This is a genomic window from Aridibaculum aurantiacum (assembly GCF_017355875.1).
Lineage (GTDB): Bacteria > Bacteroidota > Bacteroidia > Chitinophagales > Chitinophagaceae > Segetibacter > Segetibacter aurantiacus.
On record NZ_JAFEWC010000003.1, the window covers coordinates 758,717 to 782,162 of the forward strand.

General features: G+C 42.0%; 22 protein-coding genes. 11 read left to right on the forward strand and 11 right to left on the reverse strand.

The window, feature by feature from the left end; genetic code table 11:
* Nucleotides 1–6: 6 nt before the first annotated feature.
* Nucleotides 7–2,283: an aconitate hydratase gene (locus tag J4N22_RS16840; protein ID WP_207496605.1), complete on the reverse strand. Its 2,277-nt coding sequence runs from the start codon at nucleotides 2,281–2,283 to the stop codon at nucleotides 7–9.
* A gap of 153 nt (nucleotides 2,284–2,436) precedes the next feature.
* Here J4N22_RS16840 and J4N22_RS16845 point away from each other — a divergent pair, with 153 nt between their 5' ends.
* The 3 genes from J4N22_RS16845 (at nucleotide 2,437) to J4N22_RS16855 (ending at nucleotide 4,720) form a co-directional block, all read left to right on the forward strand.
* Entirely contained in the window at nucleotides 2,437–2,658 is a 222-nt protein-coding gene (locus tag J4N22_RS16845; protein ID WP_207496607.1) for a PspC domain-containing protein, read from the forward strand.
* 21 nt (nucleotides 2,659–2,679) lie between these two features.
* Nucleotides 2,680–3,666, forward strand: coding sequence for a helix-turn-helix domain-containing protein (locus J4N22_RS20225; protein ID WP_207496610.1), 987 nt, complete (start codon nucleotides 2,680–2,682; stop codon nucleotides 3,664–3,666).
* A gap of 67 nt (nucleotides 3,667–3,733) precedes the next feature.
* Complete coding sequence (locus J4N22_RS16855) at nucleotides 3,734–4,720, forward strand: helix-turn-helix transcriptional regulator (protein WP_207496612.1); 987 nt, start codon at nucleotides 3,734–3,736, stop codon at nucleotides 4,718–4,720.
* 76 nt (nucleotides 4,721–4,796) lie between these two features.
* Here J4N22_RS16855 and kdsA read toward each other — a convergent pair whose 3' ends face one another.
* The gene (gene kdsA / locus J4N22_RS16860) at nucleotides 4,797–5,615 is read right to left on the reverse strand and encodes a 3-deoxy-8-phosphooctulonate synthase (protein WP_207496614.1); all 819 of its coding nucleotides are present in this window, start codon (nucleotides 5,613–5,615) and stop codon (nucleotides 4,797–4,799) included.
* Between the two features lie 126 nt (nucleotides 5,616–5,741).
* On the opposite strand from kdsA, the gene J4N22_RS16865 reads away from it, so the two are divergent.
* The gene (locus tag J4N22_RS16865; protein WP_207496616.1) at nucleotides 5,742–6,704 is read left to right on the forward strand and encodes an NAD-dependent epimerase/dehydratase family protein; all 963 of its coding nucleotides are present in this window, start codon (nucleotides 5,742–5,744) and stop codon (nucleotides 6,702–6,704) included.
* A gap of 133 nt (nucleotides 6,705–6,837) precedes the next feature.
* Here J4N22_RS16865 and J4N22_RS16870 read toward each other — a convergent pair whose 3' ends face one another.
* Nucleotides 6,838–7,560 (reverse strand): DUF3575 domain-containing protein, encoded by a 723-nt coding sequence (locus J4N22_RS16870; protein ID WP_207496618.1) that lies wholly within the window; start codon nucleotides 7,558–7,560, stop codon nucleotides 6,838–6,840.
* A 116-nt stretch (nucleotides 7,561–7,676) separates the two neighbouring features.
* On the opposite strand from J4N22_RS16870, the gene J4N22_RS16875 reads away from it, so the two are divergent.
* Nucleotides 7,677–8,189, forward strand: coding sequence for a hypothetical protein (locus tag J4N22_RS16875; protein ID WP_207496620.1), 513 nt, complete (start codon nucleotides 7,677–7,679; stop codon nucleotides 8,187–8,189).
* Between the two features lie 86 nt (nucleotides 8,190–8,275).
* Here J4N22_RS16875 and dapB read toward each other — a convergent pair whose 3' ends face one another.
* From dapB to J4N22_RS16900, 5 genes are all read right to left on the reverse strand, one after another.
* Nucleotides 8,276–8,989 (reverse strand): 4-hydroxy-tetrahydrodipicolinate reductase, encoded by a 714-nt coding sequence (dapB, locus tag J4N22_RS16880; RefSeq protein WP_207496622.1) that lies wholly within the window; start codon nucleotides 8,987–8,989, stop codon nucleotides 8,276–8,278.
* A 40-nt stretch (nucleotides 8,990–9,029) separates the two neighbouring features.
* On the reverse strand, nucleotides 9,030–9,680 hold the full coding sequence (locus J4N22_RS16885) for a DUF5683 domain-containing protein (protein ID WP_207496624.1): 651 nt from the start codon (nucleotides 9,678–9,680) through the stop codon (nucleotides 9,030–9,032).
* An 8-nt stretch (nucleotides 9,681–9,688) separates the two neighbouring features.
* Nucleotides 9,689–10,606 (reverse strand): ParB/RepB/Spo0J family partition protein, encoded by a 918-nt coding sequence (locus J4N22_RS16890; RefSeq protein ID WP_207496626.1) that lies wholly within the window; start codon nucleotides 10,604–10,606, stop codon nucleotides 9,689–9,691.
* Nucleotides 10,607–10,704: 98 nt separating this feature from the next.
* A complete protein-coding gene (locus J4N22_RS16895; RefSeq protein WP_207496628.1) occupies nucleotides 10,705–11,505 on the reverse strand; it encodes a ParA family protein in 801 nt (266 codons plus the stop codon).
* A 40-nt stretch (nucleotides 11,506–11,545) separates the two neighbouring features.
* Nucleotides 11,546–12,226 carry a metal-dependent hydrolase gene (locus tag J4N22_RS16900; protein ID WP_207496630.1) on the reverse strand — a complete coding sequence of 227 codons (681 nt, stop codon included), beginning with the start codon at nucleotides 12,224–12,226 and terminating at the stop codon, nucleotides 11,546–11,548.
* 234 nt (nucleotides 12,227–12,460) lie between these two features.
* On the opposite strand from J4N22_RS16900, the gene J4N22_RS16905 reads away from it, so the two are divergent.
* From J4N22_RS16905 to J4N22_RS16930, 6 genes are all read left to right on the forward strand, one after another.
* Nucleotides 12,461–13,708: a metallophosphoesterase gene (locus J4N22_RS16905; RefSeq protein ID WP_207496632.1), complete on the forward strand. Its 1,248-nt coding sequence runs from the start codon at nucleotides 12,461–12,463 to the stop codon at nucleotides 13,706–13,708.
* 32 nt (nucleotides 13,709–13,740) lie between these two features.
* The gene (locus J4N22_RS16910) at nucleotides 13,741–14,736 is read left to right on the forward strand and encodes a hypothetical protein (protein WP_207496634.1); all 996 of its coding nucleotides are present in this window, start codon (nucleotides 13,741–13,743) and stop codon (nucleotides 14,734–14,736) included.
* A 48-nt stretch (nucleotides 14,737–14,784) separates the two neighbouring features.
* Complete coding sequence (locus J4N22_RS16915; protein WP_207496636.1) at nucleotides 14,785–15,375, forward strand: porin family protein; 591 nt, start codon at nucleotides 14,785–14,787, stop codon at nucleotides 15,373–15,375.
* 174 nt (nucleotides 15,376–15,549) lie between these two features.
* Nucleotides 15,550–17,952, forward strand: coding sequence for an endopeptidase La (gene lon, locus J4N22_RS16920; RefSeq protein WP_207496638.1), 2,403 nt, complete (start codon nucleotides 15,550–15,552; stop codon nucleotides 17,950–17,952).
* A 176-nt stretch (nucleotides 17,953–18,128) separates the two neighbouring features.
* Nucleotides 18,129–18,611 (forward strand): YkgJ family cysteine cluster protein, encoded by a 483-nt coding sequence (locus J4N22_RS16925; protein WP_207496640.1) that lies wholly within the window; start codon nucleotides 18,129–18,131, stop codon nucleotides 18,609–18,611.
* A gap of 63 nt (nucleotides 18,612–18,674) precedes the next feature.
* Entirely contained in the window at nucleotides 18,675–20,903 is a 2,229-nt protein-coding gene (locus J4N22_RS16930; RefSeq protein WP_207496648.1) for a monovalent cation:proton antiporter family protein, read from the forward strand.
* Here J4N22_RS16930 and J4N22_RS16935 read toward each other — a convergent pair whose 3' ends face one another.
* The 3 genes from J4N22_RS16935 to folK all read right to left on the reverse strand — a co-directional run bounded on the left by J4N22_RS16935 (nucleotide 20,904) and on the right by folK (nucleotide 23,420).
* Entirely contained in the window at nucleotides 20,904–22,154 is a 1,251-nt protein-coding gene (locus J4N22_RS16935; protein ID WP_342450939.1) for an MFS transporter, read from the reverse strand.
* Nucleotides 22,155–22,163: 9 nt separating this feature from the next.
* Nucleotides 22,164–22,796, reverse strand: coding sequence for a deoxynucleoside kinase (locus J4N22_RS16940; RefSeq protein WP_207496650.1), 633 nt, complete (start codon nucleotides 22,794–22,796; stop codon nucleotides 22,164–22,166).
* 129 nt (nucleotides 22,797–22,925) lie between these two features.
* Nucleotides 22,926–23,420 carry a 2-amino-4-hydroxy-6-hydroxymethyldihydropteridine diphosphokinase gene (folK, locus tag J4N22_RS16945; protein ID WP_207496652.1) on the reverse strand — a complete coding sequence of 165 codons (495 nt, stop codon included), beginning with the start codon at nucleotides 23,418–23,420 and terminating at the stop codon, nucleotides 22,926–22,928.
* Between the last annotated feature and the right edge of the window lie 26 nt (nucleotides 23,421–23,446).

The window sequence follows — 23,446 nt, forward strand, 5'->3', positions numbered from 1 at the left end:
AAACGATTAAGCAGTAGGTTGTGCCACTTGCCTGCGTATGATATTTAAAGCAGCACCTGCTTTAAACCATTCAATCTGTTGTTCGTTGTAAGTATGATTTACCTCGATTGTATCTTCAGTACCATCTGCATGGTGAAGTACCACATGCAATGGTTTGCCAGGAGTGAAATCAGTAAGTCCAACAATGTCTATCACATCATCTTCCTGTACTTTTTCGTAATCCTCTTTGTTAGCAAAAGTCAGCGCCAGCATACCCTGCTTCTTCAGGTTAGTTTCGTGGATACGAGCAAATGATTTAACCAGGATAGCACGAACACCTAAGTGACGAGGCTCCATGGCCGCATGCTCTCTTGAAGAACCTTCACCATAGTTTTCATCACCAACTACTACAGATCCAATTCCTGCTGCTTTGTAAGCACGTTGTGTAGCTGGTACAGGACCATATTCACCAGTCAGTTGATTTTTTACTTTATCTACATTATCGTTAAAGTAGTTAAGCGCACCAATCAACATGTTGTTCGAAATGTTATCAAGGTGTCCGCGGAATTTTAACCAAGGACCTGCCATTGAAATGTGGTCAGTGGTACATTTTCCTTTTGCTTTTATAAGCAGGCGAAGACCTTTGATGTCAGTTCCTTCCCATTCAGGAAATGGATCAAGTAACTGTAGGCGTTGAGAGTCTGGGCTTACCAAAACTTCTACCTGGTCGCCATCAGCTGCCGGAGCCTGGTACCCTGGATCTTCTACAGAAAAACCTTTTGGAGGAAGTTCATAACCTTGTGGTTCTTCCAATTTTATTGCCTCACCATTTTCGTTGATAAGGGTATCTGTAAGTGGATTGAAAGTAAGATCACCAGCAAGTGCAAACGCTGTTACTATTTCAGGGCTGGCAACAAATGCGTGCGTACCTGCATAGCTATCATTACGTTTTGCAAAGTTCCTGTTGAAGGAAGTGATAATAGAGTTCTTACGATTTGGATCATCTATATGACGAGCCCATTGACCAATACAAGGTCCGCAAGCATTTGCCATTACAATACCACCCATTGTATCGTATGCTTGTAGCAAACCATCTTTTTCTACTGTGTAACGAACCATTTCGCTACCCGGAGAAATAGTGAATTCAGACTTTGCTTTCAGATTTTTATCAGCTGCCTGGCGGGCTATAGAAGCCGAGCGGCTGATGTCTTCGTATGAGCTGTTTGTGCAGGAGCCTATAAGAGCAACTTCAAGTTTTTCAGGCCATTGATTGGCGCGTACGGCTTCAGCAAATTTGCTGATAGGCCATGCAAGATCCGGGGTGAATGGTCCGTTTACATGTGGCTCCAATTCATCCAGGTTTATCTCAATTACCTGGTCGTAGTATTTCTCAGGGTTAGCATATACATCCGCATCAGGACGCAGGTATTCAGAGATTCCGCTAGCCATGTCAGCTACATCTGAACGATCTGTAGAACGCAGGTAGCCAGCCATTTTCTCATCGTAAGCAAACAAAGAACAAGTAGCGCCTATCTCAGCACCCATGTTACAAATGGTTGACTTGCCAGTACAACTTAAGCTATCTGCACCATCACCAAAGTATTCTACAATAGCGCCTGTTCCACCTTTTACAGTAAGAATACCCGCCACTTTCAGAATAATATCTTTTGGTGCTGTCCAACCGCTCATGCGGCCGGTAAGTTTTATACCTATTAGTTTAGGCCATTTCAATTCCCATGCAAGTCCTGCCATTACATCGCATGCATCGGCACCACCTACACCTATAGCTATCATACCCAAACCACCTGCATTAGGCGTATGGCTATCGGTTCCAATCATCATTCCACCAGGAAAAGCATAATTCTCCAGTACTACCTGGTGAATGATACCTGCGCCTGGTTTCCAGAAACCTAGACCATATTTATTAGAAACTGATGATAAAAATTCAAAAACTTCTTTATTGGTATTCAGTGCTGTGTCAAGGTCTTCTTTTGCGCCTACTTTAGCCTGGATAAGGTGATCGCAGTGTACAGTACTTGGTACGGCAACTTGCGGACGGCCTGCTTGCATGAACTGGAGCAACGCCATCTGTGCTGTTGCATCCTGCATAGCCACACGGTCAGGAGCAAAATCCACATAATTTTTTCCACGTTCAAAATTCTTCAGATCCATTCCCGGGTGAAGGTGTGCGAACAAAATCTTTTCTGCTAGTGTTAAAGGGCGTCCAACAGCCTGGCGAGCTTTATCTACTTTGCCAGGCATATCTTCATACACCTTCTTGATCATGTCTATGTCAAAAGCCATAATTACAAGTAATTTTTAATGTGTGACTAAAAGTTGGGCAAATTTACAGTAAAAGAAGCCTTGTAGAAAATGAGATTTGAGATGCTGCGCTGAAATTCTTTAAATTGCATTTAACAGATCCTATACCAGTTCATTTAGGAGAAAAAACTAGTTATGAAAAACATTAGAGAGTTTTTTGAGGTTCGGGCTTTTGGTGTATGTACTGCAATTGGAGAAAAAATGGGTATTGCCACCAGCCGTATCCGGATGTGGTTTATCTATATTTCTTTCTTAACCTTTGGCTCACCTGTAATAATCTACATGATTCTTGCGTTTTGGATCAATATCAAGAATTACATTCTGTCAGCAAGACGCAACCCGTTGCGCTACTTGTAGTTCCAAAATGCCTGAAACCCTGTGCTAAAGATTGAGTTTAACCATACCCAGTACAACGAAATGTTGCAGTATTATGCTGCGGCATTCAATACCAAAGTACAAGGCAATACACTTCACCTGCCTTCTGAAGTTGGCGCCGGCTATATGAAACTTATAGAGCTGCCCAACGGACTTCAAGGTATACTTTCGGATTATGTGGTTCACCAGGATATTCTTCTCAACCGAACTAAAATAAACCAGGACTATTATACGCTTCGGTTCGACGAAGTACTCATACCTGAAACTGCCGCTGCATCTCCCGAACCACTACCTGCGCATGTAGCACCCGTACGTTCTGCCGTATTTTTAGGAAGCACCAAATTTGATTGGTTGTTCTTCAGTACAAAAGGAACAAGGGTAAAAGGTGTAAATATTCTTTTTAGCCGTCAATGGCTGGAGCAATTCCTGGAAGTAGAACAGGTAGGAGATATGATAAAGAAATACCTGAGCCTGCGAATGAGTGCTTTTAACTACGAGCCAATGGACTTTGAATATAAGCGGCTCCTGGGTGAGATCATCGAATCACAGGCAGACCCGCTACTGGAAACATTGGTCATTCAAAACAGGATCATGCTTTTGCTAGAGCGTTTCTTTACACGCATCTACCAGAAGATGAGTGACATGCATTTCAATGTAAAGATCAGCAACAACGACATTAACCAGTTGAAGGTGATAGAGCGGGAATTGGTAAAGGATTTTTCAGTAGAGCCACCACCTATACCGCAACTGGCGCGTATGGCTGCTATGAGCCCTAGTAAATTGAAGAATAGTTTTAAAGAGATATATGGTATGCCGGTTTACCAGTATTACCAAAAACACAGGATGAATAAGGCGAAAGCCATGTTGCTTAGCAGAAAATACAGCGTGAAGGAAGTGGGAATGGAGCTCGGTTATAGCAACCTGAGCAATTTTGCTAAAGCCTTCAAGAAGTCATTCGACCAGCTGCCGAGTGATATACTAGGCAGGTAGTTTTTGCTATACACAAGTTGATGATGCTTAGATTTACATCCCTTTTAATCCAGACGAACTGAGGAATATGCGAGAGTTTGAAAAACCAGATTTTCTTTTTTTACTACCCTTACTAGCCGATGCCACAAAAAGCAAGATGGTTGAAGGGCAACTTACCATCTATCCATCCACTGGTTCAGGATATGCATGGGCAAGAACACTTCCATCTGGCATTTCAATTTTTATAGCTGAAACCTTGCTTACACAAGATGTAGAAATAAAAAGGATAGCTACTGATGAAAACTTCTTCTGCCTTCAATTTACTGAACAGATAGCTGAAGCCGGAACCAGCAGGCGCCTTGCCGAAGATGTGCAATCGTACGTTAAGCTTTCCCACACATACAATGAAGATGTGATTGTTTTTCCGGCGGGATTGAAGACGCGCATAGTAGCCTTCTTCTTCAATAAAGATCATTTTGCCAAAGTGCTTGGCCGCTCTGTAATGGATGAGATGCTGACACAGCATTTTCCAAAACTTATAAAATCTGATACACTACAACCTATAGCTACAGAATACAGGGTAATGCTGGATGAACTGCTGGTAGAAAAGATACAGCACCCTCTCCAGGTGAACTATATTCAAAACAGGGTGCTGCTATTACTGGAAAAGTTTATTATAAAGCTTCACCAACGGCGGGAAGTGGCAGCAAAGAAACCGCGCCGCTCAGATGATGAGACAATGCGCCTGATGAAAGTAGAAGCTTTGCTGGTTAAGAATTTTGAGAAGGCACCTCCAACTATCGAGGAACTAAGCAGGATATCAGCTATGAGTCCAACCAAGTTGAAAAACGATTTTAAAGCATTATACGGTTTGCCGATTTACGAATACTACCAAAAAAACCGCATGATAAAAGCAAAAGCGCTTTTAATGTTGGGCAAGTATTCTATTAAAGAAGTAGGTATAATGGTAGGTTATAGTAACCTCAGCCACTTTGCAAATACTTTTAAAAAGGAATTCGGTCACTTGCCAAGTGAGCTTGCAGCCAAGGATGGCGTGTTGGTGTATAACACCTAATTAATGTAAAATGCAAAATGTAAAAGAGGAACCATTTGATGCTTCTTACTTTTTAATTTTTCATTTTTCATTGGAATTATATGACCGCCATTCTCACCTTTACCAGCTTCTCCAGTAGCTCTTCCAGTTTGCTTAGATGAAGCATGTTGGCTCCATCGCTCTTTGCCTCTTTTGGATTTGGATGTGTTTCTATAAACAGGCCGTCTGCACCAGTAGCTATGGCTGCTTTGGCAATAGTAGCTATCATGCCCGGGTTGCCGCCTGTAACGCCGCCTGCCTGGTTGGGCTGTTGCAAACTGTGAGTACAATCCATGATCACCGGAACATTGTTCTGCTTCATTATAGGCAGGTTGCGATAATCAACTACCAGGTCCTGGTAGCCAAATGTATTACCGCGATCGGTAAGCATTACTTTTTCATTGCCTGCTTTGCGTACTTTATCTACTGCAAATTTCATTGACTCGCCACTCAGGAACTGCCCCTTTTTTACATTCACTATTTTACCCGTTTCGGCGGCTGCTAATAAAAGATCTGTTTGCCTGCACAAGAACGCTGGTATCTGCAGTATGTCAACATATTTTGCAGCAAGCGCTGCTTCTTCATGTGCATGAATATCTGTGGTAGTAGGCAAACTATACTTTTCACCTACCTTTTTCACCAGCTCTAATCCTGCTTCGTCGCCTATACCGGTAAAAGAAGATGCGCTGGTTCTATTGGCCTTTCTATAAGAAGCTTTGAAAACATAGGGTATCTGCAGGCGCTTGCAAATATCAGCAACACCTTCAGCCACTTCCATCACTATCTCTTCACTTTCTACTACACATGGCCCTGCTATCAGGAAGAAGTTGTTTTTGTCGTATGCTTGCTTTTGAAATAACTGGTGCAGGAACTCCATAACTACTAATAGATTAAGGCAGCAAAGGTGAATAAATTGGATCAATTGTTCTGGTAAAGTTTCATTTGTTTTGCGTTTTCAAAATCTACTGCAGCACAATCAAATGCTGCTCTCTAAAAACTTGCTATGCCAAATCGCGATGAAAAAATCCTTGTAATAGGAGCTTGTGGACAGATAGGAGTGGAGCTAACACTTCAACTTAGAAAAATATATGGAGAACAGGCTGTAATTGCCAGCGACCTGCGGGAAGAACACAGCCTGCTTAAAGGCACCGGCCCGTATGTTTCTTTGGATATCATGAACAAAGAAACATTTCATGTATTGGTGCTCCGGTATAATATAACGCAGGTATACTTGCTTGCAGCTATACTTAGTGCTACGGGTGAAAAGAACCCAACACTGGCATGGCACATTAATATGCAAAGCCTGCTGAATGTACTGGATGTAGCACGTGAAGAAAACTTGAAGAAGATCTACTGGCCGAGCAGCATCGCGGTTTTCGGTCCTACCTCTCCTAAAGAAAATACGCCTCAGCATACTACCATTGAGCCTACTACCATCTATGGCATTAGTAAGTATGCTGGTGAACGCTGGTGTGAATATTATTTCAAGCGTTATGGGCTTGATGTACGAAGCCTGCGTTATCCCGGCCTTATCAGTTATAAATCGCAACCAGGCGGAGGTACTACTGATTACGCGGTAGAAATATTCCATGATGCGCTTAACAAAGGACATTATACGTCTTTCCTGCAGCCGGATACTTACCTGCCAATGATGTATATGCCTGATGCCATCAGGGCTACCATTGAACTGATGGAAGCCGATGCAGATAAAATAAGTGTCCGCTCTTCTTATAATCTTGCAGCGGTTAGTTTTTCTCCTAAAGAGATCAGTGCTGAGATCCAGAAGCATTTACCCGATTTCTCCATCAATTATAAAATTGATAGTCGCCAGCAAATTGCGGATAGCTGGCCACAAAGTATAGACGATAGCCAGGCGCAAAATGATTGGGGATGGAAACCGGAATACGACCTTGAAAGGATGACGAAGGATATGCTGGAGAATTTGAAGAAAGAGTTGAAAAGTTGATTAGTTGATCAGTTGATTGGTTGAGAGTTGATTGGTTGGTAATACATTGATGAATGCATTGGTATAGAAAAGGGAAGCAGTTGAATTGCTTCCCTTTCTTTATTATAAAAACTATTATTCAATCTTTGATTGCTTAGAACCTAATTCCCAGGTTCAATCCCAAACCGCGGATGCCAGCCATGCTGCCAGTGGTAGTAATGGTGGCGCCATTTGCATTTACCTGCGATTGAATCCTGGTCATAGGCACTTCCAGGTTTTCCAGTTCGCGCCTTAGTTCGCGCTGTTCCATTTCTGACAAAGAAGTAGCCGCTACAAGGTTACCATTAGCTCCACCAAATCCTGCACCTATTATCCACCAGTCAAGGTGTAGGCGGTCGGACAGCCTGAAATTGCTGCCAAGCATCAACCCGCCGGTAACTGCATTTAGTTTACCTGAAAAAATAACCGTGCGCCTGTCTATGCCGCTAAAGATCGATATCGGTCCATCCATATCGTACGATGAAATACGTGCGTACGGGGCAAGGTAAAAGCCATGAAATGCGCCGCGCTTTCCAACGTAGTATCTTATCTCCGGAGTAAAAATAGAAGTGCCTAAGCGCATGTCACCAAAGTTGATGTCTACATCATTAACTTGTTTATCAAGAACACTTTTAAAAGCGATTGTAGACTTCGGTATAGCGCTATAGCCCAATGCTGCGGTCCATCGTTTAGCAATCTGCCTTTCATATTGTACATTGAATCCTTTTAAGGCAAATGCTGATAAATTTATTTTAGCCATATTACGCCCTTCCATTTGAGCGTTTACTGTACTTGTACCTAATAATGCATACAGGAAAAATAGTGACAGGTATCTCATCTGGTGTGTTTTACTTGCAAAAGCAAGTTTGATGCCTTGCTCATTTTGTTGAATTCTGTGATGGTATTATTTTGGTGCACCTTTGAACACTTCCATATCCTTTAAAATTTTCTACAATGAAAAAGACATTCCTCATCCCGTTTTTTGTTCTCTCCTTCATATTGAGTTTTATAACAGTAAAGGCTCAGATTCAACGGCCCGGCATCATGCTTGGCGGCAATGTAAATTATGCAAAACCCACTGGTAGCTTTGCCGATCAGTATAGTTATGGTATAGGTGCAGAAGCACTCGCCGGGGTAGGATTGGGTAAATCATTTATAGTAGGTACAGTAGGAATAGCCACTTTCCGGGCGCACAATAAAGGCACTGGACATATAACCTATATGCCTATAAAAGGAGGCGTGCGGCACTACCTTGTTAGCAGGATCGTTTTTGTAAATGCTGATCTTGGGGTTGGTGTTATAAAGCACCAGTCGCACACGTACAACCAGTTTATTGGAGGTGTGGGCGCAGGTGTACGTTTTATGGGAATAGAAGGTGCCTTATACTACGACAACTGGCGAAATCACAATGGTGGCGGGTTCAACAACAACGTGTTGTTCAAAGTAGGAACCAGTTTTGTTCTTTAGAAAATAATAATATTTAAAATGAAAAAGGTTTTGATCTAAGCTGCTGCTGTTGATCAAAACCTTTTTCATTAGCAATAAATTACATGCTATAGTCCAAGCACGTCTCTCATATTGAAGATACCCGTTTTATATTTTAAGAATTCAGCTGCTGCCACAGCTCCTGAAGCAAAGCCGGTGCGGTTGTGCGCTGTATGAATGATCTCAATATCATCAATAGGTGAAGAATATTTTACATGATGTGTTCCGGGTGCAGGGTCCACTCTTTCACTTATGATTTGCAGCTGGCTCTTGTCTTCTGATGGTTCATTTATCCAGTTCTTTTTTTGTTTGATTTGCTCCAACACCTGCTCCGCAAGAGTAATAGCAGTACCACTTGGCGAATCTTTCTTTTGTGTATGATGCACTTCTTTTAGCTCTACATCATAATCATAATTAGCCATCAGCTTTGCCAGGTATTTATTTACTTCAAAGAATAAGTTGACACCAATACTGTAATTGCTGGCATATACTAGCGCACCATTATTCTGCTCGCAATGTTGTTTTACCTCTTCCCACTGTGCCAGCCAACCTGTTGATCCACTCACTACAGGAACACCTGCGCTTAAGCACTGCTTTATATTCTCTACTGCGCTTTCAGGACCAGTAAACTCTATGGCTACATCAGCTTTCTGCAGGTTAGCATCCGTCATTTCTTCCGTATTATCTATGGTTATCTTCAGCACTATCTCATGTCCTTTCGCCACAGCAATTTCTTCTATTGCTTTACCCATTTTGCCATAACCTATCAATGCTATTTTCATAGTATAAAAATTAAGAAGTGCGAATGTAAATTATATATGGCTAGCGTGCCATCAACATCCTTTTGGTGGAGGTGTTCTTTGGAGACAGCACCAGGCTAAACCCCGGGCGGTTGAAATCAATGTTCGGTTTCACTTTTAGCGAAAGGTCATCGCTTACATCAAACTCTTTGAGATGCGCAAAAACAGTGGCGTCTACTACATTAAGTCCCCAGGCCAGTATAAAGAATAGGACAGAGTAGTCCCTGTTTCGCCTGAAATCATTTCGATAAAAGCGCAATGATTCCGGTGATAGTTCAGAAAGGTCTCTATGAATTTCGCCAAAGCGGGAAGAGTCGTTATCAACCTTTATCTCGTAGGCAAAACGTGTTCTTTTATACCAGGTATTGTTGTAGATGTAAAAACCTGCAGGCACGCCCAGTGCAGCGTATACTACAGGTATCATCAGGTAGCGTTTGGTATATGCCTGTCCCCATCCTGGTAAGATAGCAGAACGTATGGTTGCTTTTTTGGGACTGAAAGCTTGCGCTTCTACCTTAACGCCTGGAGCAATTGTTACACTATCTTTTTGAAAAGCAGGATTCGTACGAAGCAGTGTAGAGTCTTGAGAGAGCGTAAGCGTATCATTTGCAACTTGTGCATTAGCTGCTTTAGAAAAAAGCAGTACCATCAAAAGGAAAAGTATACGCCTCATATATATTGTTAGCTCACCTGCACATTCATCTGCTCAAGTATTTTGTTCAGCTCCTGCAAAGAATAATAATCGATGCTGATGCTGCCATATCCTTTCTTGTTATGTGCAAGTTTCACTTTCGTTCCAAAATGCGTGGCCAGGTTATCTTCTATGCGTTTATAGGCTGGTGGTAGTCCTGCTTTCACCTCAGTTTTAGCAGGCTTCTCATCACTTTTATAAAGTTTTCTTACCAGCTCTTCTGTTTGTCTTACACTCAGTCCTTTGCCTCTGATCTCATTAAAGATGTATAGTTGCTTATCTACGGTGTCTACGTTTACAATAGCTCTTGCATGACCCATGCTAAGGCTGCCATTGCGTACAGCCAGTTGTATATCCGGTGGAAGTTTTAGCAAACGGATGTAATTGGTAACGGTACTTCTTTCTTTACCCATCCGCTCAGCTACTTGTTCCTGCGTGTAATTCAATTCCTCCATCATCCGCTTATAGCTAAGGGCAACTTCAATAGAATTGAGGTTTTCACGCTGCAAGTTCTCAAGCAGGGCTAGTTCCAGCAGTTGCTGATCGTTAGCCTGGCGAACATAAGCTGGAATATCAGCAAGTCCGGCCATTTTACTTGCCCTATACCTGCGCTCACCACTTATCAGCTGGTATTTGCCATCTTTTATTTGCGAAACAGTTATTGGTTGAATGATGTCGTGCATCTTAATAGATGCTGCCAGTTCATTCAACGCTTGTTCATCAAAATCGCGACGTGGCTGCTTTGGGTTGATTGTAATACTGGAAATAGGAATCCGGTTGATACCGGTTGCTTTTTCAACAACGGGTTCTTTTAAGTTGCCTTCAGTTGTCTTCAGGTCAGAGTTGATATTCTGTAAAAGACTTCTTATTCCTTTTCCTAACGCGTCTTTTTTGGTGGGTCCAGCCATATTCCGTTTTTTCTAAAAAAAGCTATCTCACGTGGGTGCAGATAGCTTGATGATTTATTTAATGCGCAAGGCGTTGCCTGTCGCTTCGTATTTATAAGTTAATCTAAGATCCTTTCTTCCTGGGTGATCTTTGTAAGGTCATTCTTTTGCAATATCTCCTTCGCCAGGTTCAGGTAGTTAACAGCACCTTTACTGTCGGAGTCGTATAAGATCACTGGTTTACCAAAACTTGGCGCTTCACTTAATCTTGTATTCCTGTGAATGATCGTGCTGAAAACCATTTCATCGAAGTGGCGCCTTACTTCGCTTACTACCTGGTTACAAAGACGTAAACGACCATCGTACATGGTCATCAAAATTCCTTCAATCTGTAAGCCCGGGTTCAACCTGTTTTGAACAATCTTAATCGTATTCAACAACTTTCCTAAACCTTCCAAAGCGAAGAACTCACACTGAACCGGAACAATTACGCTGTCAGCAGCTACTAATGCATTAACCGTAATTAGCCCAAGCGAAGGCGAACAGTCAATAACAATGAAATCATATTTATCTCTTACCGCATCCAGCAAATTCTTCATCACCATTTCGCGGTTCGGGTAATTGATCATTTCAATCTCAGCACCTACCAAATCAATGTGTGAAGGGATAACATCCAAAAATGGAATGTCGCTTTTCAGTATTACATCTTCAGCGGTAGCATTATTCACCATGCAATCGTACAGGCTGCTGGTAATGTTGTGCAGGTCGAAACCAACACCGGTGGTGCTGTTAGCTTGCGGATCAGCATCTACCAGCAAAGTTCTGTATTCCAATACTGCAAAGCTTGCTGCAAGATTTATAGCAGAAGTTGTTTTACCAACTCCACCTTTTTGATTTGCTACGCCAATTATTCTGCCCATGTAGTTTTTTCGGTTTCAGGTCTTGTATTAAAAGAAAAGCTTATAATTTGATTGTTTCGCCAATTCCCGGCAATAGTAACTCTTTTCCGGCAGCCTTGAAGTCGGCCTTAGCTAATTCTATATCAATTTTAATATAACCAAATGTGTTGTAGTGTACACCAACCACCTTATCGCACTGCACAAATTCTGCTGCAACAATGGCATCAGCTACATCCATTGTAAAGTTGTCGCCAATAGGAAGTACCGCGAAATCCAGTTTGGTCCACCTCGGAATAAGCTGCATATCAAGTGTTAGAGAAGTGTCGCCGGCAAAATAAAAATTGCCTTCAGATGAATTGACAATGAATCCCATCGGATTGCCGCCATAAGTGCCGTCGGGTAAGCTGCTGCTATGTTGCGCCACCACGCACTTTACGGTACCAAATTCAAAATGCCACTTGCCGCCGGTATTCATCGGGTGAGTGTTTTCCACTCCCTGTTTATTCAGCCATTCATGTATCTCGTAGCTGGCCACAACTTTAGCACCGGTTCGTTTTGCTATACTTACACAATCTGCTATATGATCTGTATGACCATGACTAAGCAGGATAAAGTCTGCTTCTATGCTATCTACGTCTATATCCTTAGCCAGTTCGTTATAAGTAATGAAAGGGTCAAACAAGATTTTCTTGCCTTTTATTTCTACCGCAAAACATGACTGGCCGTAATAAGTAAATTTCATATGGTACTATTTAATTGTGTATAATAACGTCTAAACCATCTTCACTGAAATTCCCGCAATCTCAATATCTCAAAATCTTTAATCCTCAAATCTGATCCTTCAGGTGGCCAAAAATACTGCATCCCGCAAATAATCAACTGATTTGGCTACATATGGATCGGGTAAGTTTTCAACACACGGCGCTGTGTAGCCTGTAGCATGCACAGTTGCTTTTACTTTTGCAAAAATCAAAATATGCGTAACCGGGGCACTTGGTGGATTATCATTCTTATAATGCTTATGCTCGACCTGTACGTGTTCCAGGTGATCAAGGCATTGGCTAGCGGCGCTTCAGACAGGGTTAGGTTGACTATTTATTCCATTTACTGGATCATATCAATTGCTGCTATAGTTGTTATGGTTATCCTTCCATTTGTTAACTACGAAACATGGCCAAAAAGCATTCGTACCTATCTATTTGCCACCATCGTAGGTTTATTTTTTGCCAAACTAATAGCTTCTGTATTCTTTCTACTAGATGATATCAGGCGGCTATTGATGTGGCTGATGGGAAGGATATTTCCAAACTTCGGCCCTAAGTTCGTAGATGAAGGGAACGTTATCAGCAGATCGGCATTCTTAAGTTGGTTAGGATTAGGCATTGGTTCTACTTTGTTTGGTACGCTGGTGTATGGCTTTAGCAATAAATATAATTACCAGGTACGGCGGGTAAAACTAAAATTCGATAACCTGCCGGCGGGCTTTCGCGGCACGCGGATCGTTCACATCAGCGATATTCATGCAGGAAGTTTTGATAATAAGGCTGCAGTGGAAAAAGGCATAAGCACCATCATGAAGCAAAACGCTGACCTTATTCTTTTTACTGGTGATATGGTGAATGACAGGGCTACTGAAATGGAGAACTACAAGGATGTTTTTAATAAACTGAGTGCTCCACTTGGTGTCTTTAGCGTATTGGGTAACCACGATTACGGCGACTATGTAAACTGGGAAAGCCGGGAGCAAAAGGCACAAAACCTGGCAAACCTGGCAAAACTACAACAGGAGATGGGATGGCGACTGCTTATGAATGAACATGTGGCACTAGAAAAAAATGGTGACCAGATAGCACTCTTGGGAATAGAAAACTGGAGTATGAAAGGGCGTTTTCCTAAATATGGTAAAATGGATAAAGCGTATGCCGGTGCCGAACAATATCCATTTAAGATTTTGATGAGCCACGATCCAAGCCATTGGGATGGACAGGTAAGGCCGGAATACCCGCAGATTGACCTGATGCTTTCTGGGCACACACATGGTATGCAGTTTGGATTAAACAATCCATACTTCAAATGGAGCCCGGTACAATGGATGTACAAGCAATGGGCTGGATTATACGAGGAAGGCAGGCAGAAGCTTTATGTAAATCCTGGTTTTGGTTTTATTGGTTACCCCGGGCGAGTAGGTATTCTTCCTGAAATTACTGTGCTGGAACTGGTATAAAAAATTGAACTTTAACTTGTAAACTATCACAAGTGAAAACTGCCTTTACCATATGTTTCTTGCTGCTGAATGTTGTTGTCTTTTCGCAGAAAGGAGATCGTTTATCAAAAGAGGATTCGCTAGCAATCATCAATGAATTGCGCGAAGAACTAAAACTAATGTTTGGCAGTAAAAACGAAAGCTATGGCGATGTGAATGTGGGCGTTGGCTCTGGTTTCTTTCGTCCTGCTGACCTGCAACAAACAGCCACCATTGTAAGTAAGGCCGTATATAATTTAAATGGTGGTTACTATCATAAATCAGGTGCAGGCATTGACATGCGAACACTTTTTTTGAATGATGGCGGTTTTAAGTTTTTCCAGGGAGCCATTACTCCATCATATAATTATATTAAGCAAAAAGCGTTTTCTGCCGGTGCCAGTTATACCCGTTATTTCTATGCAGACAGTTTATCGTTTGCTACAAGTCCTTTGGTAAACGAATGGCAGCTTTGGGGCAGGTTGAAAAAAGTGATCCTGCAACCAGGGCTGACTGTAAACTATGCCCACGGAACATATACAGAAGACATTCCCAGGCAAGGAAATACACCCGCGATGACCATCACAGAGAAAGCATCGGACTTTGGCCTGATGGGTTCTATAAGGCATAACTTCACATGGCTGGATGTTCTTTCAACGGATGATGCAATAAGAATAACACCTACACTCTTGGCGGTTGCAGGTACCAGTAAATACGGGATGAACTTTGCCGTAGGAAGCGTTGCTAAAAACTTCAACCGTTTTACCATAAAACCAAAAAAAGTAAAGCCAAAGAGAAACAACAATAACAACAACAACCAGCAGCCAACAACTTTTGAAGAAACTTTCTCTACCGGATTTGCTATGCAGTCGGCTACGTTTGTGTTAGGCAGCGAGTATTCGTACAAATCGTTCTATATACAACCACAGTGGCTGGTCGATTATTCATTTTTAGCAACTGAGAATAAATGGACTAACATTTTCAATGTTAGCATAGGCTTCACATTTTGAGCATCTTCTTTGGCATGATGATTGGAAAAGCTTGAAAAACAATAAAATATGAAAACTTTCCTATTAACTGCATTGGCATTTTGCCTCGTTTCCGGTACTGCTTTTTCTCAAGGTTTCAGGCTTGGGGTAAAAGCAGGAGCGAACCTAACAAAAGTGAGTGGTAAATCTTTCAATGAAGAATTTGACCTGGGTTATCAACTGGGTGCTTTTTCTGAGATTGACTTCTCTAAAAAATTCGGTATTCAACCAGAGCTTCTTTACAGCCAGATTAATACAAAGAGAAGTTCCGGCTTCAATTCCATTTACAACAACATCAGCGATCCTAACGCCAGCAGCGATATCCAGCTAAAGTATCTTTCAATTCCAATCCTTCTTCGCTATAACATTGGCAACACGCTTACGCTAAACCTAGGTCCGCAGTTCAGCATACTGGTGGATGATAATGAAAACCTGCTTCGTAACGGTGAAAAAGCATTTTCCAAAGGTGATTTCGGAATGGTAGGAGGAGTGACACTTAACCTGAGCAGGTTGCGTGTATATGGCAGGTATATTGTAGGATTGAACAACATCAACGATATTGACGACCAGGATAAATGGAAGAGCCAGCAAATCCAACTTGGGCTTGGTCTACGTTTGTAATTATACTAATAAGAATGAAGTTTAAGCACTGCCGATGGCGGTGCTTTTTTATGCCAGTTTGGTACTTGCCGCATCTTTTTTCCGTAATGGCACCAATATTGAATTATTTTTACCCTCCTTAAAAATTTCTTTAACAGGAGGTTGAATGACATTATGTCCTTCATTTTTAATACTATGATTCCAGAAACATTTTACCTGAGGCCTGAAGACGATACTGATTTCATTCCCATTATTCCCCTTAATGAAACTGAAAATGAAGCTGATAAAATAACCTCTGTTCCGGATGATCTACCGATTCTTCCTTTGCGTAATACGGTGCTTTTTCCAGGTGTGGTTTTACCCATTACTGTTGGAAGAGACAAAAGCATAAAAGCCGTTAATGACTCTTATAAACATGGTAAGCTGGTTGGGGTATTGGCCCAAACCGATAGCAGCATCGAAGAGCCTGAAGTAAAAGACCTTTGTTCAATTGGTACAATAGCGAAAATTGTAAAGCTGATAAAAATGCCGGATGGTGGCACTACCATCATCATCCAGGGAAAGAAGCGTTTTAGATTAGTTGAGATCACTGCAGAAGAACCGTATTTCAAAGCAAAAGTGAACTTGCTGGATGAAGACGTGATCCCGCAGCAAGATGATTTTGAAGCATACGTTAGCAACATTAAAGACCTGGCTTCGCAGATCGTGGCTATGTCGCCAAACCTTCCTACAGAAGCATCCATTATTCTTAAGAATATTGAGAACCCGTCTTTCCTTATAAATTTTGTAAGCAGCAACCTGAATAGCGATCTTGCTGAAAAGCAACGCCTGCTTGAGATTGACGATGTTCGCCAGAGAGCTGAAGAACTGATGCAGATACTGCAAAAGGAACTTCAGTTTGCGGAGTTAAAAAATAAAGTAACCAATAAGACACGCACAGAACTGGATAAGCAACAGCGTGAATATTTTCTGCAACAACAGCTAAAGAGCATAAAAGAGGAGTTGGGTGGAGACCTGAACGATCGTGAGCTGGCAGAAATGAAGAAGAAAGCGGAGCATAAAAAATGGCCGCAAGCTGCAAAGAACCTCTTTAAGAGCAATATTGAAAAACTTGAGAGGATGCACCCAAGTACACCTGATTATTCAGTTGTATACAATCATCTTGACCTGCTACTAGATCTTCCATGGGAAGAATATACCGAGGATAGTTATGATCTAAAAAAGGCAAAGCAAGTGCTGGATCATGATCATTATGGCATGACCAAGATAAAAGAAAGGATATTGGAGTACCTGGCTGTGCTAAAACTAAAGGGCGATATGAAGAGCCCGATCCTTTGTTTTATCGGTCCTCCGGGTATTGGTAAAACATCGTTGGGTAGAAGTATAGCGCATGCAGTTAACAGGAAATATGTTCGTCTTAGCCTTGGTGGATTGCACGATGAAAGCGAATTACGTGGTCATAGAAAAACCTATATAGGCGCCATGCCTGGTCGTATTATACAAAACATACGAAAGGTAAAAAGCAGTAACCCGGTAATGATACTGGACGAGATCGATAAGATAGGTAGTGATCATCGCGGCGATCCGAGCAGCGCATTACTCGAGATACTCGACCCTGAGCAGAACCATACTTTTTACGATAACTACCTGGAGCTGGAGTATGACCTGAGCAAGGTACTATTCATTGCTACTGCCAATAACATCAACCAGATACAGCCTGCGTTACGCGATAGGCTTGAGATAATAGATCTTAGCGGTTATGCTATTGAAGAAAAGGTGGAAATAGCTAAGCGCCACCTGGTGCCTAAGCAGTTTGAAGCGCATGGACTTAAAGTGAATGCTTTCAAAATTGCGGATAAAGTATTGGAGAAAATCATAGAAAGCTATACCCGCGAAAGTGGTGTACGTGAGCTGGACAGGCAACTGGCGTCTATCATGCGTTTTAATGCACGGGAGATGGCTACCAAGGGTAAGGTAAAATCAACACTTACCGTTGCAGATGTAGAAAAGATATTGGGCAGTCCACGCTATAGCAATGAAATATATAAGACGGTAAACATGCCGGGTGTGGCTGTAGGCCTAGCGTGGACATATGTTGGGGGCGATATTCTTTTTATAGAAACCATACTTAGTGATGGCAAGCCAGACCTGAAGCTAACAGGTAACCTTGGTAATGTAATGAAGGAAAGCGCAACTACTGCACTGAGTTATTTGCAGGCAAATGCGCGTAAGCTGAATTTAGATCCAGAGATCTTCAGCAAAAAAACCATACATGTACACGTACCAGAAGGAGCTGTACCTAAAGATGGTCCTAGTGCGGGTATAACCATGCTTACCTCGCTAACCAGTGCCTTTACCGGCAGAAAGGTAAAGCCTTATGTGGCTATGACCGGTGAGATAACCTTGCGTGGACAAGTGCTTCCGGTTGGAGGTATCAAAGAAAAAGTATTGGCAGCCAAACGTTCAGGTTTGAAAGAAATCATCCTTTGCTGGCAGAATGAAAAAGATGTGAATGAGATAGAAGGTAGCTTCATTGAAGGGCTGACTTTCCACTACGTAAAAAACATGCAGCAGGTATTAGAGCTGGCGCTGGTATAAATGAAACATCTTAAAGAGATAAAGCTTCTGGACTTCCGGGAGCTTTTTCTTTTTGCCTACCTCTTAGGCTTCTACATAAGATATATTCATTCTAATATTAACGTATTGCTCTCGCAGTCATTCAGGAGCATGCATATATCTTTGCTGCCCCCCATGGCAGATGTGCCATCAATAGAATGAGTAAAACAGAAACAATCAATTGGCAAAAACAGGCTACTGAACATCAAAAGCAGTACAAGCAATATTTGCAGCGTGCAGATAAGAATAAAGTCTTGCGCCAGTTGCCGGCACTGCACGATGAGGCATTTGCAAAAGTAGATTGTCTTGCTTGTGGTAATTGTTGTAAAAATCATTCTCCGCGTTTTAAGACCACCGACATAAAAAGAATAAGTAAACACCTGCGGCAAAAGGAAGGCGATTTTATTGATCAATACCTGAAGCTGGATACAGATGGCGATTACGTGGTTAAAAGTTCTCCTTGCCCTTTCCTGGGATCAGACAACTATTGCAGCATATACGAACACAGGCCGAGCGATTGTGCACGCTACCCTTATACAGATGAAGATGTACTGCTAAAGCGCCCAAATCTTACGTTGAAGAATGCAACCGTATGCCCGGCGGTGTTTCATGTTATGGAGCGGCTTGTAGCTACCAAATAGCTCGTAGTCTTCACCTCTTGCTAGCATTTAATCAATATTTTAGCACTTCAGGAAAGGAGGCTAATGCATATACCTACGCTTATACAGGATCTGGCGCTAATACTTTGTACGGCTGCTATCACAACACTTTTATTTAAATGGCTAAAGCAACCAGTTGTTCTAGGTTATATAATTGCAGGCTTACTTGTTGGTCCTAATTTTTCCATTTTACCAACCATAGGCGACATTGAAGGTATTCGCATATGGGCGGAGTTAGGCGTAATTTTTCTCTTGTTTAGCCTTGGCCTCGAGTTCAGTTTCAAAAAATTAGTGAGTGTAGGAGGTAACTCTGCTGTTACTGGTGTGTTTGAAATAACTTTTATGATGGGGCTTGGCTACCTGGTGGGTACCATGCTGGGCTGGCCTACCATGGATTGTTTTTTCCTGGCAGGCATCACTGCCATTTCCTCCACCACGATTATTATTCGCGCTTTCGATGAGCTAAAAGTGAGGAATAGGAAATTCGCAGGTGCCGTATTAGGTGTATTGGTAATAGAAGACCTGGTAGCTGTACTGTTATTGGTATTACTTTCTACCATTGCGGTACAAAATGAAATTGAAGGATGGGAGTTGCTGCTTGCGTTTTTAAAGCTTTTGTTCTTCCTTTCACTTTGGTTTTTGGCAGGTATATTTCTTCTTCCAAGCTTGCTGAAAGCAGCCAAGAAATTGATGAGCGATGAAAATGTACTGATCCTTTCTTTGGCGCTTTGCTTCCTGATGGTCATACTTGCTACCAAAGTTGGCTTTTCTGCACCATTGGGTGCCTTCATCATGGGATCGATTTTGGCAGAAACCACGCAGGCTGAACGTATCGAGCATCTCATCTCATCAGTTAAAACGCTTTTCGGCGCCATCTTCTTTGTATCCGTAGGCATGTTGATAGATCCTAACCTGCTTGTTGAATACGCATTGCCGGTACTGCTGTTAACCATTACAGTGATTTTTGGTAAAACTCTTTTTGTAACACTCGGATCGCTGCTTTCAGGGCAGCCGCTCAAGCAGTCCATACAATCCGGGATGAGTTTGTCACAGATCGGGGAGTTTTCCTTCATCATTGCATCCCTGGGTGTTTCATTAGGTGTTACCAGCGGGTATTTATACCCGATTGCTGTGGGTGTTTCTGTGATTACCACTTTCACTACTCCATATCTTATTCGTGCAGCAGATCCTTTTTCTGCTTTCGTAGAAAGAGCCTTGCCCGAAAAATGGCGGTTAAATCTCAGCAGGTATAGTTCCGGAGCGCAAACCATACAGGCAGAAAATGAATGGAAGATCGTATTGCGCTCGTACCTCGTGCTCATAGGTACCAATTCTGTTATCATCATCGCGCTCATTCTTCTTGGAAGTAATTTCTTATCGGGTTTTATAGCATCACAAGTAGAAAATACCGTAGCAGGTCTCATCATTACCACTGTAATCACACTTGCAGCAATGGCACCTTTTATATGGGCGCTTACCATAAAAAAGATCCATAAAGTAGCTTATACATCGTTGTGGCTTGATAAGAAATACAACCGCGGCCCTCTTGTTACTTTAGAAGTTTTGCGCAACCTCCTGGCAGTGGTTTACCTATATGTTTTGCTCGATCAGCTGTTTCCTCCAGCTGTAGCATTCGTAGTAGCTTTAGTTGTACTCATCGTGGTACTGGCCATTTTCTCGAAACGCTTACAGACATTCTACGACCGCATTGAAAGTCGTTTTTTATACAACCTCAATGTGCGAAATGTAATAGAAGGCACAGATGAAAAGAACAATATTTCACCATGGGATGCTCACCTGGCTTATTTCGTAATTAATCCTGATGCTGAATTTATAGGTCGGCGCTTGGATGAACTGAAATGGCGCGAAAAGTATGGGATTAATATTGCCACCATAGAAAGAGGCAACAGGATAATTGATGTTCCTGAGCGCCACCAGATGTTGTTTCCTCATGATAAGATTGCAGTGATAGGAACCGACGAGCAATTGCAAACTTTCAGGTTTATAATAGAGCCGGTAATGGAAGTGCAGGAGTTTCACCCTGTGAAGAAAGATGTTTCACTGCATAAGATCATTGTAGATAATCATAACAAGCTTAGGGGGAAATCTATACGTAACTCAGGTATCCGGGAAAAGACCGGCGGACTAGTGGTTGGTATAGAAAGAGATGGAAAAAGGATTTTAAATCCGGATTCCGATATGGTCCTGAAATGGGATGATGTTCTGTGGATCGTTGGCGATTGGAAACAGATAAAACAACTGAAAGCGGATTGATCAATATTCCATCTTTCGTAAAGTAGGAGCCTTCCACCATGTTGTCAGTACCACCAATATGGTCATAGTTCCGCCAAATACTACAGAAGGAACCACACCCAATAAACGTGCTGCCACACCACTTTCAAACTGACCCAGTTCGTTGCTGCTGTTAATGAACATTGAGTTTACGCTCATCACTCGACCGCGCATCTCATTTGGCGTTTTTAGCTGAACAATGGTTCCTCTCACTACCATACTTATTCCATCTAATATGCCTGCTATCATGAGGGCGAGAAACGATATCCAGAAGATCTTAGAAAGACCAAAAACAATGATGCACAAACCAAATCCTGCCACAGCCAGCATCAAGGTTTTGCCCTGGTTCCTCTTCAATGGGTATAAGGCCAGCAGGATTACGATTATTATACTTCCTATATCCGCTGCTGCATTTAGCCAACCAAAACCAATAGGACCAACTTTCAAAATATCTTTAGCATATATAGGCACTAGTGCTACAGCGCCTCCAAATAGTACAGCAAAAAGATCGAGTGTAAGAGCGCCCAAAACTTCTTTTGTTCGGAAAACAAACTGCAGTCCTTCCTTTACGCTTTCCCAGGTACGTTTTTCTGAAGCAGACGGAGCAGGAGGTTTGGAGTGAATCTTAGAGATCATCCACCAAGCTATTCCAATCACTAATACTATTATGGCAAGTGTTCCAGAATTACTAAAAGCAGCAATGCAAAACCCTGCCGAAGCATGACCTATCACAGAGGCTGAAAGCCATGTTCCCTGGTTCCAGGTAATTGCATTGGGTAGTAGATGCTTTGGCACAATCTGTCCTACAATAGCATGAAAAGATGGCCCGGTAAAAGCACGGATAATGCCAGTAAAAAAGATGACGGTATAAATGCCGATAAGCAGCCATGTTTTATTGGTGCCATCAGAAGAATAACTGACTGCCAGCGCTAAAAGAATGATTGCGCAGCTCAAATAGGCGAAAATGCCGCGCAGCATCAATCTTCTTTTTTCAGTTATATCAATAACATGTCCGGCATAAAGTGCAAGTCCAAGTGCAGGGATAACCTCAGCCAACCCAATAAAACCCATAGCTAAAGGATCACCGGTTAATTCGTAAATCCACCAACCCACTAAAGTGCCGAGCATGCGCAAAGCCATGATAAAACAAAACCTGCCTATCATCAGGTTGCGGTATTCAGGCATACGCATCGAGGCCAACGGGTCATTCTGCTCATCTAACTTTTGTTCCACTTCTTCGTTTTACGGAAGTGCAAAGTAATGTTGTCCTGGCGAATAATCTTTTTCTAATGCGTCTAAAACCACCTGTACATGACTTTCATTGTTTATGAAGTCTGCATTGCTGGCATCAATGAATATAGTGGTAAGGTTGTGCTGCTTTATGTAGCTGGTATAGGTTTCCTGGATGTTGAACAGGTATTCATCAGCAATGGCTTGCTCGTAGCTACGCTGACGCTTCTTTATATTTTGCTGCAGCTTATTTACCGGTGCATGTAAATAAATAAGAATATCTGGATGCAAAAGTTGTTGGTGAATTATCTCGAACAATTTCTGGTACAGCCTGAATTCTTCCGATGGTAAATTGACTTTTGCAAACAGCAGGCACTTGGTAAACAGGTAATCGCTGATGGTTACTTCCTGGAACATATCTTTTGTGTGGATCAGTTCTTTCAGCTGCTTATACCGTTCAGCCATAAAAAATAACTCTAATGGAAAAGCATATTGGTCAGGATTGTCGTAAAACTTAGGCAGGAAAGGGTTGTCAGCAAATTCTTCCAGTATCAGCCTCGCATTCAATTTTTTGGAAAGTATATTAGCAAGCGTAGTTTTTCCGGCTCCTATATTTCCCTCAATTGTTATAAAATTATACTTCATCTTATGCTGAAAAACTAAGGGGTCAAACCTACGGCAAAATCACTCACATTAACACCGGCATTTGTCAACGTTTATAAACACATCGCTCACAATGCCGTATTTGGCGCTTTTTATTTTCAGGATTATGAGTTATGTAAATTCAGCTTCCAGGCGAACTACCGGTAATGGATCCGTACATTCTTGTAGTAGTTGTGCAATGGTCTTATTATATGCTGGATGAATAAGATCAGGAGCCAGGTCATGTAAAGGTTCCAGCACAAATCTCCGCTTTGTTATGTGTGGATGCGGGATAGTAAGTTGATCCGAGTGAAGAACCATATCACCATAAAATAAAATATCTATATCAATCAATCTAGGACCTAGCTTTTCAATTCGCTCCCTTCCTAAATCTTTTTCAACTGCCAGCAGCATCCTGAGCAGATCAGTAGGAGATAAACGTGTTTCAAGTGTTACAGCCTGGTTCAAAAAGTTAGGTTGATCTTCTTTGCCCCATGCAGCTGTTTCATAAAAAGCTGAAGCTGCTGATATCTTTCCTGCTCTTTCATTTATCAACTGCAGTGCATCTTCCAGGTTCTTTTTCCTGTCACCTAAGTTTCCGCCTAATAAAAGAAATGCAGTATTCATAATATATGCCTGTTTCAGGCAGCCAA